A 17,607-nucleotide genomic window follows, 5' to 3' on the forward strand; every position below is an offset into this window, starting at 1 on the left:
GTATTAATAATAACTCAAAGAGGATGAAGAGATTTTCGAGTCTGTTTGCCATCATTATTTCGATCATGGCATTCTCACAACAACAAGGAAAACTGAGAAAAGTAGCTACTGTAGGTTTTTTAAACGTAGAAAACCTTTGGGACACTATTCGTTCAGCGGATTATATTGATGGAACCAAAGACATTAAAAATCCTGCTTTTCACAGAAGTATCCCTATAGATTCTATCAAACTTCTGGAAGCTGAAAAATATGACGGACCATGGAGTGATGGTGCTTTAATTGGTAAAAAAGCAGTAAGAGAACAAAGTGGTTCTGAAGAGTTTACCCCGAAAAGTGCGAAAAACTACGGAACTAAAATTTATAAAGCAAAATTGGCCAACGAAGCCAAAGTAATTTCTGAAATGGGGGCACAGTATACCAAAACAGCTCCTGCAGTAGTTGGTTTAATTGAGGTTGAAAACAGACAGGTTATTCAGGATCTGATCAACGAACCTGCTTTAAAGAAATATGATTATGGAATCATTCATTACAACTCTTATGACTACAGAGGAATTGACGTTGCACTGATCTATCAGAAAAGAAGATTCACCCCTACCAATTCATTAAAAAAAGAACTGAAAATTTATGGTGACAACGGCAGAAGAGAATATACAAGAGATATCCTTGTTGTAACAGGATTTTTAGATAATGAAAAAGTGGCATTCTTTATGAACCACTGGCCATCAAGAAGAGGAGGTGAAGCAATTTCTTTACCTAAGAGAAATGCCGCAGCAGCTTTATTGAAACAACAGATGGACAGTGTAAGAGCTGCAGACCCAACGACGAAGCTTTTTGCAATGGGTGACTTTAACGACGATCCTGTAAGCCCAAGTTTAAAAAACCACCTGAAAGCTCAGGCAGCACCTAAAGATTTAAGCGATGAAACACCTTACCTGAACTTGATGTATCCTTTATATAAGAAAGGCGTGGCATCTCTTGCTTATCAGGATGCACCGAACCTGTTTGACCAGATTATTGTTTCTAAAAACGTCATTTCAGATCAGGTAACTAAAGAATATTCTGTGTACAAAACAGAAATTTTTGCCCCGGCTTATTTAGTCAATAAAGAAGGAAATTATAAAGGTTATCCTTTCAGATCCTGGAATGGAGACCAGTTTACAGGAGGCTACAGTGACCACTTCCCGGCATTTGTAGTTCTTCAGAAAGAACCATAAAAAAGTTAGGCACTCTTATTGGAGTGCTTTTTTTATGTAAATACCTACATCATGAAAAATATTATTTTATTAGTAATGATTGCATTGGTTCCTTTCAGCTGTTTTTCTCAGGAAAAAACAAAGAAAGACAAAGAGCAGCATGAAATGAAGCCTTCTAAAAATGAAGACGGAGAATGGGAACTTACAGTCATTGATACACAATTCGATTATTTTTTGAGCGCTGTTGCCAAACCTATCAGCCAGTATTCAGAATCCTATCTGAAAACAAAAAATACATTTTTGGTCAATGAGTGGAACAGCTATTACAATTCCGGCAGATACAGAAATATAATAGAATCCGGGATAGATTATGATCCTCAGGAAAATTACGGGATCAAATTTGAATATAAATTATACCAGGTTTTCGCCTATGTCAACTGGAAGTACAAATTAAAAATGAATGGGTTATCCGGAAGCGATGCCATAAGGTAGTTTTACAATCACACCCAATAAAAAAGGTTCAGAGTAATTCTGAACCTTCTTATTTTTATAATAGCTGAAAATTATTTATTGAATAATTCTTCTACTTTATCCCAGTTTACGACTGCAAAGAAAGCAGAAACATAATCAGGTCTTCTGTTTTGGTAGTTTAAATAATAAGCATGCTCCCAAACATCTAATCCTAAAACCGGAGTTCCTTTAACGTCTGCTACAGGCATTAATGGGTTATCCTGGTTTGGTGTAGAAGAAACAGATACAGAACCGTCAGCATTTTTTACTAACCAAGCCCATCCTGAACCGAATCTAGTTTTAGCAGCATCAGAGAAGTCAGTTTTGAATTTCTCAAGACCTCCATAATTTTCGATAGCAGCTTTCACATTTCCTACAGGTTCATTGCTTCCTCCTGGAGTTAAAATTTCCCAGAATAAAGAGTGGTTGAAGTGTCCTCCTCCATTGTTTCTTACTGCTGGCTTATCAGTTCCTGTCTGGCAGATTTCTTCAATAGTTTTTCCTGCTAGTTCAGTTCCTTCAATTGCTTTATTTAAATTGTCAATATATGCCTGGTGGTGTTTTGTATGGTGGATTTCCATAGTTCTTGCATCAATAGTCGGCTCTAATGCATCATATGCATATCCAAGTTTTGGTAATTCAAATGACATAATCTTTATTTTTAATGTTATACCTCAAAATTAGCCAATATTTAAGGGATTATCAAGGATTGAAGATTACTTTAATAAATCTTTAACATTGACACATTGATTTAGAATGAATTACGTTTTTAAATATTTATCCACATGACAACAAAAAGCACGAACCGAATGGCCCGTGCTTTCTATTTAACAATAATTAAATTTATTTATTCATAGACATCAGGAATTCTTCATTATTAAGAGTTCCTTTGATGTTTTTATTTACAAATTCCATTGCTTCCACAGGATTCATTTCAGAAAGGTATTTTCTAAAGATCCACATTCTCTGAGAAGTTACTTCATCAAGAAGAAGATCATCTCTACGGGTACTTGAAGAAATTAAGTCAATAGCAGGATAAATTCTTCTGTTAGCAATTTTTCTGTCTAACTGAAGCTCCATGTTACCTGTACCTTTAAATTCTTCAAAGATCACTTCATCCATTTTAGAACCTGTATCAATCAATGCAGTTGCAATAATCGTCAGAGATCCTCCTCCTTCGATCTTTCTTGCTGCTCCAAAGAATCTTTTCGGCTTGTGAAGAGCATTGGCATCTACCCCACCGGAAAGAACCTTACCTGAAGCAGGCGTAACGGTGTTGTATGCTCTTGCTAATCTCGTGATTGAATCCAGTAAGATAACAACATCGTGTCCGCACTCAACCATTCTCTGTGCTTTCGCCAGAACAAGGTTAGCTACTTTCACATGTTTTTCAGCGGCCTCGTCAAATGTAGAAGCAATCACTTCTGCATTTACACTTCTTTCCATATCAGTAACCTCTTCCGGACGTTCATCAATAAGAAGAACCATCATATATACTTCCGGGTGGTTAGCTGCAATAGAATTGGCGATATCTTTAAGCAACATGGTTTTACCTGTTTTAGGCTGTGCCACAATCATTGCTCTCTGTCCTTTTCCGATAGGTGCGAATAAGTCAACAATTCTTGTAGAAATTGTAGATTCGCTTCCTGCCAGATTGAATTTCTCTTCAGGGAAAAGCGGTGTAAGATATTCAAAAGCTACACGGTCTTTAATGAACGCAAGGTCACGTCCGTTAACTTCTGTAGGTTTTAGTAGTGAAAAATATTTTTCTCCTTCTTTCGGCAGTCTTACAATCCCTTTTACGGTATCTCCGGTTTTTAAACCATAATTTCTAATCTGCGCTGTAGATACATACACATCATCAGGAGAAGAGATATAACTGAAATCTGAAGAACGTAAAAATCCGTAGTTATCTGGTAAAATTTCCAAAACCCCTTCAATACTTACCAATCCATCGAAATTAAATTCTTTTTTATGGTCATGCTGCTCCTCTGCCTTTTCAGAATGTCTGTTCTGATTTTGGTTTTGATGCTGCTGATGCTGGTTTTGATTTTGGTTCTGGTTCTGGTTTTGATTTTTATGTTGGTTTCCACTGTTCTGTGGATGATTGTGTCCTTTTTGAGGTCTGTTAGCCTGTTGTTGAGGGGGATTGTTCGGCTTTTCTTCAGCCTGAGCAGGCTCTTGAGATTCTGTGTTTTTTGGAGCTACTGCAGCTTCCTGAGATACTTCTGTGTTACCTGTATTGGTAGTAACTCTTTTTCTTTTCTTTTTAGCTTGAGCTGCGGCTGATACATCTTCTGTAATGGCTGCTGCTTCCGCTTTAGGTTCTTCCTGTTTTATTTCTTCAGGAGCCGGCACCTTTTCTTCTACTTTTTCCTCTGCTTTAGGTTCTTCCGGAGCTTTCGCATTTGTTTTTGGTTTTGCTGCTGGTTTTTTCGGAGCAGCTTTTCTTACCGGGGCTTTAGCAGTTTTCTCTGCTGGGGCCTCTTCAGTATTTATACTGGCGGGTTCTGTGGCGTTGAAATAATCTTTTGCAACTTTAGGGTTAGAAGCCTGAAAGTCAAGAATAGCAAAGATCTTGTCATTGTCATTGCTTGTTCTTGCAACTTTAACGCCCAAATCTTTTAAGATTTTAGTCAGTTCCGTTACGGATTTTGACCTTAACGTTTCTATGTTAAACATATTTATGTAAAAATGTAATTAATTGTGAGTAAGAAAAGTAAGTCCGGTGACTATTGTTTTCAAGTACATTGTATAATGCAAATCTACACTTATTTTTGAATTGTGCAAAATTTATGTTATTTTTGCCAAGAATTTAATATTCAATGCTACAGAGAATACAAACTATATGGACGTTATTGGCAGTTTTAGCCGCAGTTTTCCTTTTTATAACAGGACAGGATGTTGTCATATCCGACAGTATTCCTCTACTTAATATAGGCAGTATAGTGCTTGTTATCATTGGAGCATTAAGTATTTTTAGTTTCAAAAACAGAAAAAGACAAATTTTGCTGAATACCATCAGCATCATTATAAACGTTTTGTTGATTGGTGTATTGGCGTACTGGTTACTAAACTTATCCGGAGGAATTCATTTTCCTGAGAAGGGTATTGAGCCGATTTTCCCATTAATTGCGGTAATCTGTCTGCTTATTGCAAACATGTACATCCGTAAAGATGAGAGGCTCGTAAAATCTGTAGACAGACTTCGATAACCTTACAACGATTTTTTGAGTGAGAACAGCTTCTTTTAAGGAGCTGTTTTTTATTTGCCTATCCTTAATTTATAAAGTCTTCTCCGTCAGATAAATTAATTTATGTAAATTCATTGCAACTTTTTAATCAAAAACGCGACAGATCATATAACTTTTAATAAAAGACAATGAAAAAGCTCACCTATCTTACTTTATCACTATTCTCCATATTTACTTTTGCACAGGAAGTTTCCAATGAAAGAGTAAAGACTGTTCTTTCCACTCTCGCATCAGACGAAATGAAGGGCCGTGAAATCGGAACTCAGGAAAATGAAAATGCAGCCAACTATATTGCCAAACTTTTCAAAGAAAATAATCTGGAATACTGCACCGGAAAATCTTATCTGGTACCATTTGATTATAATGGGAAAACAGTATATAATGTCTGTGGTGTAAAAAAAGGAAAAACAGATCAATATCTTGGATTTTCAGGGCATTTTGATCATATCGGAACCAGTGATAAAAGCGGTGACAATATTTATAACGGAGCGGATGATGATGCCAGCGGAATAACGACTCTGGTAGGTATTGCCGACTATTTTAAAAATAAAAAGCCTGAGTTTTCAATGGTTTTTATGGCTTTCAATGGAGAAGAAAAAGGAATGTTGGGTTCAAGAGCAATTTCAACAGATAAAAACCTGGATCCTATCTATAATAAGATGACCGCTCTTTTCAATTTTGAAATGGTAGCTACAGAATCCCAATGGGGAAAAAATGCATTATATATGACCGGAGACGGATTCTCAGATCTTGATGAACTTTTCAATCAAAATGCAGTAAACGGATTAAAAATCAATGCAGATCCCTATGCGAAACAGCAGCTTTTCTACCGTTCAGACAATGTCAGCTTTGTAAAAAAGAAAATCATTGCCCATTCATTCTCTACCGTTGATATGACGAAAGCGTCTCATTATCACCAGGAAAATGATGATATTCATGTTGTAGATTTCGATAATATGACACACATCATCAATAACTTTGGAAAAACGCTGGATAAACTGAATCCTAAAAACTTTACTCCAAAGTACAATGATCAGGTAAAATTTTAATTAAACCAACATATAAAGAACCGCTGTTTCAGCGGTTTTTTTCATTAAACAAGCAAAGTCTTTTATCTCATCATTTTAGGTACTACCCTGCTTATTTATTTTAAAAATAATTCAAAATACCTCTAAGTTGTAACAAAAAGAACTTTTTTGAAACTTATCCATTAAAGTAAAACAGGATTAAGAACGTCTTATCTTTTAATTTTACGTAATTTTGCTATCCAATTTTTTCATTGAATGAACCAATATATTAAAATACTGAAGTTCGCAAGACCTCACCAAAAATACATCTACGGAAGTTTGTTTTTCAACCTTATGTATTCTGTATTTCAGATTGCTTCCTTAGGAACTATTCTGCCGGTTTTGGGAATGCTTTTCGGAACCATTGAGGCCAAAAAATACAGCAAACCACCTGTTTATTCGGGTGAGATTTTAGATTTTTTCTCTTATGCAAAAGAATATGCCAATTATTATGTTCAGAGTTTAGTAACTGAGCATGGAGCCCTTAACGTTTTGGCGTGGCTTTGCGTGATAACGGCTTTTATGTTTTTACTGAGAAACCTTTTCAGATATTTAGGTTCGTTTTTATTGATCAATTATCGTGTAGGTGTTACTAAAGACCTTCGTGGAGCGATGTACAGAAAGATTCTTGCTTTACCTGTTTCCTTTTTTACGGAAAGCAGAAAGGGAGATCTGATGTCCCGTATGTCCAATGACGTGGGTGAAGTAGAAGGTAATATTCTGGGAAGTTTAGTGGAATTGATTAATGCACCTTTTATGCTGATAAGCACATTGGTGACTCTTTTCTTTTTAAGTACAGAGATGACTCTTTTCTCACTTCTGGTATTGCCGGTAATGGGAACAATGATTGCTTTAATAGGGAAAAGCCTGAAAAAAGACTCTCACGAAGCTCAGAATGAGATGGGAACTATTTTCTCCATTGTAGATGAAACATTGAAGTCTACAAAGGTGATTAAGATTTTCAGTGCAGAGAAAATAATGGATAACCGTTTTATGCAGTCAATGCAGAAATGGATCAACAGTTCCATAAGATTAGGAAGAAAAAAGGAACTTGCATCTCCAATGAGCGAATTTTTGGGTTCGGTAACTTTCTTAATCATTGCTTGGTACGGTGGAAAACAAATCATTGTAGAACAAAGTATTTCACCAGCGGATTTCTTGGTTTTCCTTGGAATTTTCTTCCAGATTTTACCTCCTGTGAAAAGTTTGTCTCAGTCTATTTCCAATGTACAGAAGGGAGAAGCTTCTCTTGAAAGAGTGTTAGCCATTCTGGATGCTGATGTAAAAATTGATGAAATAGCAAATCCTGTTTCTATCTCAACATTAAATAGCTCAATCGAGTTTAATAATATTGGCTTTTACTACGATAAAGATCATACGATTCTTAAAAACTTCTCACTTTCTATTCCAAAAGGAAAAACAGTTGCTCTTGTTGGGCAAAGTGGAAGTGGTAAAACAACGATTGCCAATCTTTTAGCAAGATTCTATGACGTTTCTGAAGGAGAAATCATGATTGACGGCACCAATATTAAACATTTAAAATTAAATGAATACCGTAAGCTTTTGGGTATGGTAACACAGGAATCTGTATTATTCAACGATTCCGTTTACAATAATATCCTGATGGGTAAACCTGATGCTACAAGAGAAGAAGTGATTGCTGCCGCAAAAATTGCTAATGCAGATGCATTTATCACAAGACTTCCTGAAGGATATGATTCCAATATCGGAGATGATGGCGGTAAGCTTTCCGGAGGCCAAAAGCAAAGAGTTTCCATTGCAAGGGCAGTACTGAAAAACCCTCCAATTATGATTCTGGATGAAGCAACTTCTGCTCTGGATACAGAATCTGAAAGATTTGTACAGGATGCACTGGAGAAAATGATGGAAAACAGAACTTCTCTGGTAATCGCCCACCGTCTTTCAACCATTCAGAAAGCAGACTGGATTGTAGTGATGGAAAAAGGTGATATTGTAGAGCAAGGAACACATCATGACCTGATTGCTAAAAAAGGAATGTATAACAAGCTTGTTGAACTTCAAAACTTTGACTAACATTTTAATATCATAAAATGAATCCCATACAAGAGTATTTCTACAGAATTGAAGAGCCTGAAAGAAGTACTCTTTTATTTTTACGCAATACTATTTTAGCTTCAGATCCGGAACATATTACAGAAACATTCAGTTTCGGGCTTCCGTTTATTAAATACAAAAAGAAAATGCTGTGTTATTTCTATTACAGCAAAAAATACAGGAAACATTATATCAGCTTTTACCATGGTGACAAACTGGATTACCCGGAGCTTATTCAGGATGGCAGAAAGAAGTTTAAAATCCTCTTAATTGACGCTGAAGAAGATCTTCCTGTAGAATTCATATTAAGCCTTACAGAAGAGATTAAAAAGTATATAAAATAAAAAACTCCGGCACGAATTATCGTACCGGAGCCCTCTTTAAAAAACTTTATCATTGTGTGTTTATTCCGCTGAATTCTGCCTGTTTGATAGCCCAGGCAATCATATTGGCAAAAAGAATCGAATTCTGAACCTGCATTGATCCTGTTGCATAACCGTTTCCAGCATATCCATAAGAAGATTTTTGAACCGGAAAATATCCTCCCGAACTCGGTGCTACAAAAGGTTCAATGGTATTACTTGCATATTGATTTCCATTCGCATTTTCATTACTTAAAAAACCACCGTCACCAAACCAGATAAAATTCAAACTGGTGTTTCTTAATCCTGAAATTCCTGTTCTCGCCGTTGTACTGTTGATAGGCTGTGCATAGCTGTAAGGAACAAATCCACTTGTCAATCCTGAAATATTTACGGTTGTAGAGGCATCTTCACCCCAGTTTTTACCTCTTACATCTCCAAAAGGTCCGTTAAGGATAGGATCATTAGAATTGGTAAGAGCATACACAGAACCTGCACCACCTCCATAAGAAGCTGAAATTGTAGGATCAGAGAATATTCCTCTGAATAAGTTCTGTGCAGTACCTGTATCATCTGTCATAGCAATTACAACTCCTTTTTTATTAAGGTAAGAAGCAATATAACCTGCATCTGTAGCATTAGGGGTATAGTTGTACCCAATGACAACAATATCAGGTTTGTTATTAAGAGCTGTCTGAAGAGCCGCTGATGAAGGTGAATTTCCTAGAGATGTATGGGTAAAACCTTCATATTTAACAATACTTGAGGCTGTTGTTCCAAAGTTTGCCGGGGCATCCATCAGACTTCGTGAAGGACCGGTGTAAGCACTATAGCCATAAGCTGTTTCTAATCCGATATGAAGTACTGTCTTCTTCGGAATTACAACCACTACATTTACTGAACAGGTTGTAGATACTCCTCCCTGGCTGTCTGAAGTAATAGTAATTGTTTTCACTGATGTAGAAGATGGTGTTCCTGTTCCGCCTAATGTTATATTTTGATTTCCTGTAGCAGTAAATGTTCCCGACCCACTGAAAGAAATTCCGTCAACCGTATTGGATGTAATGGTGTAACTTCCCAATATTGAAACATTTACAGGCAACGTAATCGTATTGGAAGCTGTAAGAGCTGTCCCTACTTTGTACACTCCATTTACCGTTGCATTTCCACAGCTCATGGTATATGTTCCTGCAGGACTTAATACCGTAATGGAGATCGCCGGAGTACACGTAACAGCAGTTCCATTTGCTTCAAGTGACACGTCATCTGTCTGGATATTCTGAGGAGTTCCCTGTCCCGGAATCTGTATCGTTTGTGTTCCTGTATTCAGAAATACTCCTGTTCCGTAAAAGTTATACCCGTTTGTTGTTGTTCCGGAAATAGTATAATTACCCAACTTTGTCACATTGACAGCAATACTCAGATAATTTGAATTGGTAAGTTCTTTACCTTCCACATAGCTCCCAATCGCCTTGGAAGAGGAACAATCTACCGTAAAAACAGCTTTTCCCATCTGTCCGCAAACACTTTTCCATTCATTATCTGTCAAACTCCAGTAATTGAAACAATCTTCTGTGGTATTGTAAATCGTTAATCCATCATCTTTAGTCTGATTGATTGTGATTGCATTCCGTTGCGCTTCTGTAAGCCTTGGAATCAGCACTCCTTTGTTATTATTTCCTGAGATGACATCCAAAACAGAATTATCGTTCGGTGTAGTAGTGTTAATTCCTACCGCGCCATTATTGGCTTGTGAATAAAATTTTCCAAAGGCAAAGAGCAGTGCTATCAGCAAGACTTTGATTGGGGGAATTGTAAATTTTGTTTCCATCATTTTAAAGTTATAATTGTTTAATGATTAAAATTTTCGACTAAGTCATTTAACCGTCACAAAATTATCACCCTCAGACAATTACAAATTAATTCTCACTACGCAATACTACTCACGCGTAGTAAAACTCACAAAACCACAGCAAATTAGGATTACATAGAAATACAGATAGAAAGTTGAGTTATTTCATTTAATTCAATAATAAATTCAAAAAATTACAACCAATCAAACACAAAAACCATTATTATTTATTTATCAAAAAAAATAATTTAATTAAGCCCAATGAATTACAATGTCATTTCATATTTTAAAAACAGTTTTCCATTTGGCAATTGTATTTCTGCTTATTTTAAAATGACAGCCAAGCTGAAAATTGGTAAGTCCGTTTTTTTTCTGATATCTGAGAATTTCCAAAATAGATTCTTCATCATAAGAGCGGAGTCTTTGACTCTTGAACCCAACTGCATATTCCGGTTCACCAAAAATCAATTGATTAAACTTCAGAACATCAATTGCTGAATGCAATCTTTCCAACTTATTCTTGATGCTTATATCTATTAGTTTTTCCGGAAACTTTTCCTTAAGAATATCAGTATAGATCTGCTTATAGTCAGGTATCATATTATAGTTTTTTCATCCATTTGTATAAAGTTGTTTTGGGAATCTTATATCTTTCAACAACTTCATTGGCTGTCATTGCTCCCATTTCTATTTTTTCAAGTATAAAATTCTTTACCTCCTGGGTATAAATACTTTTCCTGAAAACTATGGTACTTCCCTTTTCTCTGAATTCATTATCAATTCTTGACTGTGGAGCATACAAAATAAGATGACCGGTATAAAATCTAAAAAAATCAAACTTTAATAGCTTACACCATTTCATCAGTATATCCGTATCCATACTTTTTGCCTGATACATCATTTCTACATCATCTTCTGTCCTGTCTAAAAATCGGGAGATTCTTTCTATTGAAATCTGATGTTCCTCTACTTTGGATCTGATCAGGCTTCCAATATGAATGTTCTTAATATTCATCACAATATTTTTAAGTAAAAATATTGACAAGAAAAACAAAAAATACCATCAAACGATACTCAACACTACGTATAAGTAACAAAAATCGGAATTTTGTTTAAATTTTAATCAGAAAGCTGTTGATATTGATCTCAGAGGATATATTCAGTTTTTTCCGGATTCTGTATTTTTTACTTTCTACCGCCCGAATACTGTTATTGGTGCACTGTGCAATTTTTTTGGTATCAAAATCAAGCTTCATCAATGCACAAAAGTACAGCTCTGAATGAATAAGATTAGGATTTATTTTTAAAATACCCGGGATAAAATGAGGGAAAAACACTTGGAATTTTTCAAAAAACATCGGTGAATTATTACCTGCCAGATTTAAAATCTCTTCAATATTTTCTTCTGAAAGATGATTGATAAGCATTTGATGTTTCATCAGCTCCGTATTGGTTTTTACCAGATCTTTAATGGTAGAATCTTTCTCTTTTTTATCAGAAATTAAACCATGAATCAGCGCGTCTTTTTGAGTAATAAACACAATATCCATTAGGAAAGAGGTAACGGAAAATAAAATATTCAGCAACTTTATTGTTTTAAAATCCCCTGTTTCTATAAATCTGCTCTTCGGCAGGAAATCAAAATCAAAATACAGACATACAATAAAATTAATGCTGATCATAAAAGTAATGAGAAAGATAGAAAAAGCCTCCTTTTTATAGTTCAAAAAGAACGGGACAGCAAATAAAAGACAGAAATAGAAATACTCTACTCCCGCATTTTTATACGTATAAATATTAAAAAAACTTACTATAAAAGTCAGCAAGACAAATACAAAGAGAATAGAATTTTTCAAGACCTTCCTGAACCGTTTCATCTTTCCTTTCAGTGCCATTAATAACAGCCAAAAAAAAGTAATTACTGTAAGAAATGTTGAGATCAACATATCCCCAAAAAAAACAATAATAAAAATGGAATAAAACAGGAATATAAGAAACAATAAAAGCAAATAACGGTTAATAAGATTGAGATAGTTACTGTCAAAATCATCATCCATTTTCTCCGCTTCGTCATTGATCATCTTAAAGAAAAACTTATAAATCATCGTGTTGTTTTTTATGTTTTCACAAGCTCAAGTTGGCATTTGTACTACTTATAGCATAAATTTTCCAATATTAATAGCTTTTAAATAAAAACTCACAAAACAAAATATAGGTCTGTAATTTTTAGTAATAAAAGAGTATGATTCGTGTTTTTCAATTACAATTTACTAAAATCTGACATTAAATCATCAAATAAAAAAAAGCATTTTTATAAAAATTAATATCGATTTGTTTTATCTCATTTAAAAGTATAAATAGCATGTGTTTTTTAAGCAAATAAAATTATTAATACAAATAAAAAATACATCTTTCCCTGATACGCAATATTACTCACGCGTAGTTAAACTCAAATGAGCAGAACATCCTTCTTATTCACTAAATAAAAAAGAGAGCCATAAAGGCTCTCTTTTCAGTTTATAAACTATAAAATTCTTTAATTTTCTTTCAGTTTGGCAATAACATCCAAACCTCCTTTTGTAATATCTCCGATCTTACAGATAATCTCAGTGTCCAAAGGCAGGAATACATCCATTCTGGACCCAAATTTAATAAATCCAAACTCATGCCCGGCTTTTGCTTTATCACCTTCATTACAGTAGAAAACGATCCTTCTTGCCACATATCCGGCAATCTGTCTGAAAACTACTTTATGATTGGTTAAAGTTTGTACCGCCAAAGTGGTTCTCTCATTTTCTGTAGAAGACTTTTCATGCCATGCAACCAGATATTTTCCAGGATGGTATTTTTTGTAAATCACTTCACCCGAAACCGGATATCTACAGATGTGAACATTCAGTGGAGACATAAAAATAGAAACCTGAATGGCTTTTCCTTTTATAAATTCATCTTCATCCACTTCTTTGATCATTACCACTTTTCCGTCCACCGGAGCTATCACGTTTTCTTTGTGGTCAAGGATATTACGATCCGGAACTCTGAAAAACCAGAAAACTAAACTGTAAATAACCAACAAAGGCATAATGATCAGCAGGGACCACATTTTAAGGAAATAAATTGCTAAAACACCCAGAATGATAAAAAGCAGGGTTGCAACGGTAATTGTTCCTTTTGATTCTCTATGTAATTTCATGAGACTAAATAAATTTTTCTAAAATAAAGTACAAATATACGACAGGAACGCAGATAATAAAACTATCCAGTCTATCTAAAACTCCTCCGTGTCCCGGAATGATGTTTCCACTGTCTTTCACACCGAAATTTCTTTTCAATTGACTTTCTACCAAATCCCCTAGCGGAGCAAAAGCAGCAATCAAAAATCCTACGATCATCCAGTTCCCTCTCAATTCAGGTTGATAATGTTCAATAAAGTAGGATAAAACCAATGTTAGCACTACGCCACCTGCATATCCTTCCCATGTTTTTTTAGGCGATATTTTAGGTGCCATTTTATGCTTACCAAAGAACTTTCCTACCAGATAAGCAAAAGTATCACTACTCCAGATCAGGATAAACAGGAAGAGAACCTCCAGTGAGAAAGTATCATTAAAGCTGGAAAACTTTGGCAGTCCCAATGCAAAACTGAATGGGAGCGCTACGTAAATAACGGTAAAAATAAGTTTTCCGCTGTCGAAGTATAATTCGTTAGGATATTTGAATAAAGTAACCACAGCAATCCCAATCAACGCCAGCGCCAGTATTTCACTGAGTCTGAAATCAAAAAAGAAGTCGTGATTAAAATATCTTTTGGAAAAAATATAGAATATAAAAATGACCAATGGATATACCACCCACTTTTCATATCCGTTTCCAAATTTCATGATTTTGACACATTCCCAGGTACCCACAATCAGCAGCAGACTCATTAATCCGTAATAAAGATACTGTTGCTTTACAAGACCAGGAACAATGCTGTTAAGCAGCTGCGCTCCCAACGGAGTAGAACAAAGAATAATGATGGCTACATAGACTATACCTGATAAGGTTCTTTGAATGAGATTTTTGTCCAAAATTTAAAATTTAGAAGTGGTTGCTTAATCTTCAAGCAGCAATAAAAACAGTTTTGTATTGGAATTGGAAGAACTGTCCATTTTTGACTGGCTTCCACTGATGGAAGTAAGGTTCTTGATATTTCCGTTTCTTTTTATTTTTCCCATGGCATCATTCAGGTTGTTTACAATCTGAGAAACATTGGCAATGATGATAATTTTATCGGGAAGTCTTGAAGAATGATAATGAAGAATATTATTATGTGAAAGCATGATTCTGCCGTCATAGGCAATCAGGTATTCACAAGTGATGAATGCGGCATCATTAGCCTGCTGCAGTTCTGACGTGTAAGAAGTCCTCACAACGTTTAAAAAGTTCTGAAGTTCCTTGTCCCAACAGAAAAGGTTGTGGGTACCTTCTATTTTGATAATTTGATTTAAAGTTTGTAGAGCTTCCGCTTCATCTGCACAATAATTAAAAAATCCCCCCGAATGCGTAAATAATTGCGCAAACTTATAGTCAAGATCCGCATTTTTCAGCGAATCCCCAAGCTTCTCCAGGCTCTGTTTGTCCTCTTCGTCAGGCTGGTTGGTAAGTTTGCTTACAATCCTCTTGAATAAATTCAACTTAATCTATTTTTAGTCAACTTTATACAAAAATAGAAAATAAATTACAATAGAGTCCAAAATATCTCTTTAAATATGAAAAAACCTGACAATTTTGAGGTTGTCAGGTTTTTGTAAGGTTTATTTTTTAAGAGTCTTAAAGCTGTGTTGGGCTTTCTGGAGCCTGTATTTCGCTTTCTTCTTCTTTTTCTTTGATCTGAGGTGTTTCCACTACTACCGGCTGATCTTTTTCAGGAATAGTATTGGTAACGGGTTTCTCTGTCAATTCAGGATCCCATGCTCTTTTTCCGAATATATCTTCTAAGTCTTCACGGAAGATCACTTCTTTTTCTAATAATTTATTAGCCAGAGCATCCAGTTTATCTTTATTTTCTTCAAGAATCCTTACCGCTCTTTCATACTGATCTTCGATAATCAACTTGATCTCTGCATCAATTTTAGTAGCCGTATCTTCAGAATAAGGTTTCCCAAAAGAATATTCAGACTGGCCTGAGCTGTCGTAGTAAGAAATATTACCAATGTTTGGACTCAAACCATAGATTGTCACCATTGCCTGAGCTCTTTTCGTTACCGTTTCAAGATCAGAAAGTGCTCCAGTAGAGATATTGTTGAAGATCACCTGTTCTGCTGCTCTACCTCCCAGTGTTGCACACATTTCGTCCAGCATCTGCTCAGTAGTGGTAAGCTGTCTTTCTTCCGGAAGATACCATGCTGCCCCTAAAGAACGTCCTCTTGGAACAATCGTTACTTTTAAAAGTGGTGATGCATGTTCTACCAACCAAGAGATTGTAGCGTGACCTGCTTCATGATAAGCAACTCTTCTTTTTTCAGATGGCTTGATGGCCATATTTTTCTTTTCAAGTCCACCGATAATTCTGTCTACCGCATCCAGGAAGTCCTGTTTTGTAACGGAAGTATGGTTATATCGTGCTGCGATTAATGCTGCTTCATTACAAACATTAGCAATATCTGCCCCACTGAATCCAGGAGTTTGTTTTGCTAAGAAATCTCTGTCTACATTATCATCAAGCTTGATCTTTTTCAAGTGAACATCAAAGATCTGTCTTCTTTCGTGAAGTTCCGGAAGGTCTACATAAATAGAACGGTCAAAACGACCTGCTCTCATTAATGCTTTATCAAGAATATCCGCTCTGTTGGTAGCCGCCATTACAATAACATTGACATCTGTTCCGAAACCGTCCATTTCGGTAAGAAGCTGGTTCAATGTATTTTCTCTTTCATCATTTCCGCCAGAGAAGTTATTTTTTCCTCTTGCACGTCCAATAGCATCAATCTCGTCAATAAAGATAATCGCCGGAGATTTTGCTTTAGCCTGAGCAAAAAGGTCTCTTACTCTGGAAGCTCCTACCCCAACAAACATTTCAACAAAATCAGAACCTGAAAGTGAGAAGAACGGAACTTTAGCTTCACCTGCAACGGCTTTTGCCAGTAACGTTTTACCCGTTCCCGGAGGGCCTACTAAAAGGACACCTTTAGGAATTTTACCTCCCAGTTTTGTATATTTTTCAGAGTTTTTCAAGAAATCAACAACTTCCTGAACTTCTTCTTTAGCTCCTTCTAATCCTGCAACATCTTTAAATGTCACCTGAATTCTTTCTTTTTCGTCAAAAAGTTTTGCTTTAGATTTACCGATAGAGAAGATTTGTCCGCCAGGACCTCCGCCTCCACCCATCTTTCTGAAAAGAAGGAAGTAGAATAATCCCAGAATAGAAATCCAAACCAACGCAGGAACTAAAATGTCCATTAATGCGCTTTTGCCTGTTCCGTAATCTTTCGATGTTTTAATAACCGGATTGCTGGCTTTCACCTGCTCAAATTTCTGAAGGAAAAGTTGAAGGTCTCCATATTTTACAGAAAAATCTGCTTTAGGAGCCATTTCGAAGGCAGAAAGAGGGTTATTTTCTTTTCCGGCTTTGGAAACCATTGCCGATTTTGCTTCTTTTGTTAGGAAAACATCAGCTTTCTCTATGTCTTTGTATATAATTATATTCTGGACTTTCCCCGCCTGCATTTCTCTAAAGAAACCATCTTCATCAATAGATTTTGCGCTATCACCTCCAAGGAAATTGGAGCCAAAGAAAAGCAAAAGTGCTATGATTGCAATTGGAAAGAACCAGTTGAATCCTTTATTATTCATTTAGACTTTTTAAATTTTTATTATTCATTTTCAATTTTGGTAATGACTGCGTCACCCCAAAGCTCTTCTATATCGTAGTACTCACGTACTTCTTTTTGGAATATATGAACTACCACTGTAACGTAATCTACCAATACCCACATTGCATTTTCAGTACCTTCTACGTGCCAAGGTCTGTCTTGCAGTTCGTTTCTTACTTTCTTCTCAACACTTCCTGCTAATGCAGCAACCTGTGTATTTGAGTTTCCACTACATATCACGAACGTTTCTGCTACGGAGTTTTCGATGTTGGAAAGATCGAAGATCATAACGTCTTCTCCCTTTACATCCTGGATAGCTTCAACGATTTTATCTATTAACGCCTGTTTTTCTGCTGTTTTATTCATTAAAAAAATACTATAATCTGCAAATTTATTGTTTTTTCTTTACTTTAACCTTACTTTTACCCTCTTAATGTCT

General features: G+C 35.7%; 17 protein-coding genes. 6 read left to right on the top strand and 11 right to left on the bottom strand.

Annotation, left to right across the window (positions count from 1 at the left end; genetic code table 11):
- Window positions 1-23: 23 nt before the first annotated feature.
- Both AC57AW_RS04975 and AC57AW_RS04980 read left to right on the top strand, forming a co-directional pair.
- Entirely contained in the window at window positions 24-1,214 is a 1,191-nt protein-coding gene (locus tag AC57AW_RS04975; protein ID WP_318847376.1) for an endonuclease/exonuclease/phosphatase family protein, read from the top strand.
- Between the two features lie 51 nt (window positions 1,215-1,265).
- Window positions 1,266-1,685, top strand: coding sequence for a DUF6146 family protein (locus AC57AW_RS04980; protein ID WP_496351030.1), 420 nt, complete (start codon window positions 1,266-1,268; stop codon window positions 1,683-1,685).
- Window positions 1,686-1,756: 71 nt separating this feature from the next.
- Here AC57AW_RS04980 and AC57AW_RS04985 read toward each other — a convergent pair whose 3' ends face one another.
- A complete protein-coding gene (locus AC57AW_RS04985) occupies window positions 1,757-2,353 on the bottom strand; it encodes a superoxide dismutase (RefSeq protein WP_318847378.1) in 597 nt (198 codons plus the stop codon).
- Window positions 2,354-2,546: 193 nt separating this feature from the next.
- The gene (gene rho / locus AC57AW_RS04990) at window positions 2,547-4,385 is read right to left on the bottom strand and encodes a transcription termination factor Rho (RefSeq protein WP_496351031.1); all 1,839 of its coding nucleotides are present in this window, start codon (window positions 4,383-4,385) and stop codon (window positions 2,547-2,549) included.
- Window positions 4,386-4,528: 143 nt separating this feature from the next.
- On the opposite strand from rho, the gene AC57AW_RS04995 reads away from it, so the two are divergent.
- The 4 genes from AC57AW_RS04995 to AC57AW_RS05010 all read left to right on the top strand — a co-directional run bounded on the left by AC57AW_RS04995 (window position 4,529) and on the right by AC57AW_RS05010 (window position 8,444).
- A complete protein-coding gene (locus AC57AW_RS04995) occupies window positions 4,529-4,918 on the top strand; it encodes a DUF4293 domain-containing protein (RefSeq protein WP_318847380.1) in 390 nt (129 codons plus the stop codon).
- Between the two features lie 167 nt (window positions 4,919-5,085).
- The gene (locus tag AC57AW_RS05000; protein WP_496351032.1) at window positions 5,086-6,006 is read left to right on the top strand and encodes a M28 family peptidase; all 921 of its coding nucleotides are present in this window, start codon (window positions 5,086-5,088) and stop codon (window positions 6,004-6,006) included.
- Window positions 6,007-6,240: 234 nt separating this feature from the next.
- Window positions 6,241-8,079: an ABC transporter ATP-binding protein gene (locus AC57AW_RS05005; protein ID WP_496351033.1), complete on the top strand. Its 1,839-nt coding sequence runs from the start codon at window positions 6,241-6,243 to the stop codon at window positions 8,077-8,079.
- 17 nt (window positions 8,080-8,096) lie between these two features.
- Entirely contained in the window at window positions 8,097-8,444 is a 348-nt protein-coding gene (locus tag AC57AW_RS05010) for a DUF1801 domain-containing protein (RefSeq protein WP_496351034.1), read from the top strand.
- 49 nt (window positions 8,445-8,493) lie between these two features.
- Here the strand turns inward: AC57AW_RS05010 and AC57AW_RS05015 are convergent, their stop codons facing one another.
- The 9 genes from AC57AW_RS05015 to rsfS all read right to left on the bottom strand — a co-directional run bounded on the left by AC57AW_RS05015 (window position 8,494) and on the right by rsfS (window position 17,534).
- Window positions 8,494-10,293 (bottom strand): phage tail-like protein, encoded by a 1,800-nt coding sequence (locus AC57AW_RS05015; RefSeq protein ID WP_496351035.1) that lies wholly within the window; start codon window positions 10,291-10,293, stop codon window positions 8,494-8,496.
- A gap of 300 nt (window positions 10,294-10,593) precedes the next feature.
- Window positions 10,594-10,914, bottom strand: coding sequence for a helix-turn-helix domain-containing protein (locus AC57AW_RS05020; protein ID WP_496351036.1), 321 nt, complete (start codon window positions 10,912-10,914; stop codon window positions 10,594-10,596).
- Between the two features lies 1 nt (window position 10,915).
- A complete protein-coding gene (locus tag AC57AW_RS05025; RefSeq protein ID WP_496351037.1) occupies window positions 10,916-11,329 on the bottom strand; it encodes a transposase in 414 nt (137 codons plus the stop codon).
- A 97-nt stretch (window positions 11,330-11,426) separates the two neighbouring features.
- Window positions 11,427-12,419, bottom strand: a complete 993-nt coding sequence (locus AC57AW_RS05030) for a helix-turn-helix transcriptional regulator (protein ID WP_496351038.1) — start codon at window positions 12,417-12,419, stop codon at window positions 11,427-11,429.
- A 431-nt stretch (window positions 12,420-12,850) separates the two neighbouring features.
- Complete coding sequence (locus AC57AW_RS05035; protein ID WP_496351039.1) at window positions 12,851-13,507, bottom strand: phosphatidylserine decarboxylase family protein; 657 nt, start codon at window positions 13,505-13,507, stop codon at window positions 12,851-12,853.
- Window positions 13,508-13,511: 4 nt separating this feature from the next.
- Window positions 13,512-14,384, bottom strand: coding sequence for a phosphatidate cytidylyltransferase (locus AC57AW_RS05040; protein ID WP_496351040.1), 873 nt, complete (start codon window positions 14,382-14,384; stop codon window positions 13,512-13,514).
- Window positions 14,385-14,408: 24 nt separating this feature from the next.
- On the bottom strand, window positions 14,409-14,990 hold the full coding sequence (locus AC57AW_RS05045) for an LUD domain-containing protein (protein ID WP_496351041.1): 582 nt from the start codon (window positions 14,988-14,990) through the stop codon (window positions 14,409-14,411).
- 136 nt (window positions 14,991-15,126) lie between these two features.
- Window positions 15,127-17,148: an ATP-dependent zinc metalloprotease FtsH gene (ftsH, locus tag AC57AW_RS05050; protein ID WP_496351042.1), complete on the bottom strand. Its 2,022-nt coding sequence runs from the start codon at window positions 17,146-17,148 to the stop codon at window positions 15,127-15,129.
- Window positions 17,149-17,168: 20 nt separating this feature from the next.
- Window positions 17,169-17,534, bottom strand: coding sequence for a ribosome silencing factor (gene rsfS, locus AC57AW_RS05055; protein ID WP_318847392.1), 366 nt, complete (start codon window positions 17,532-17,534; stop codon window positions 17,169-17,171).
- Window positions 17,535-17,607 lie beyond the last annotated feature (73 nt).

Source organism: Chryseobacterium sp. BGA-UO-ETr-SB22, assembly GCF_059567885.1.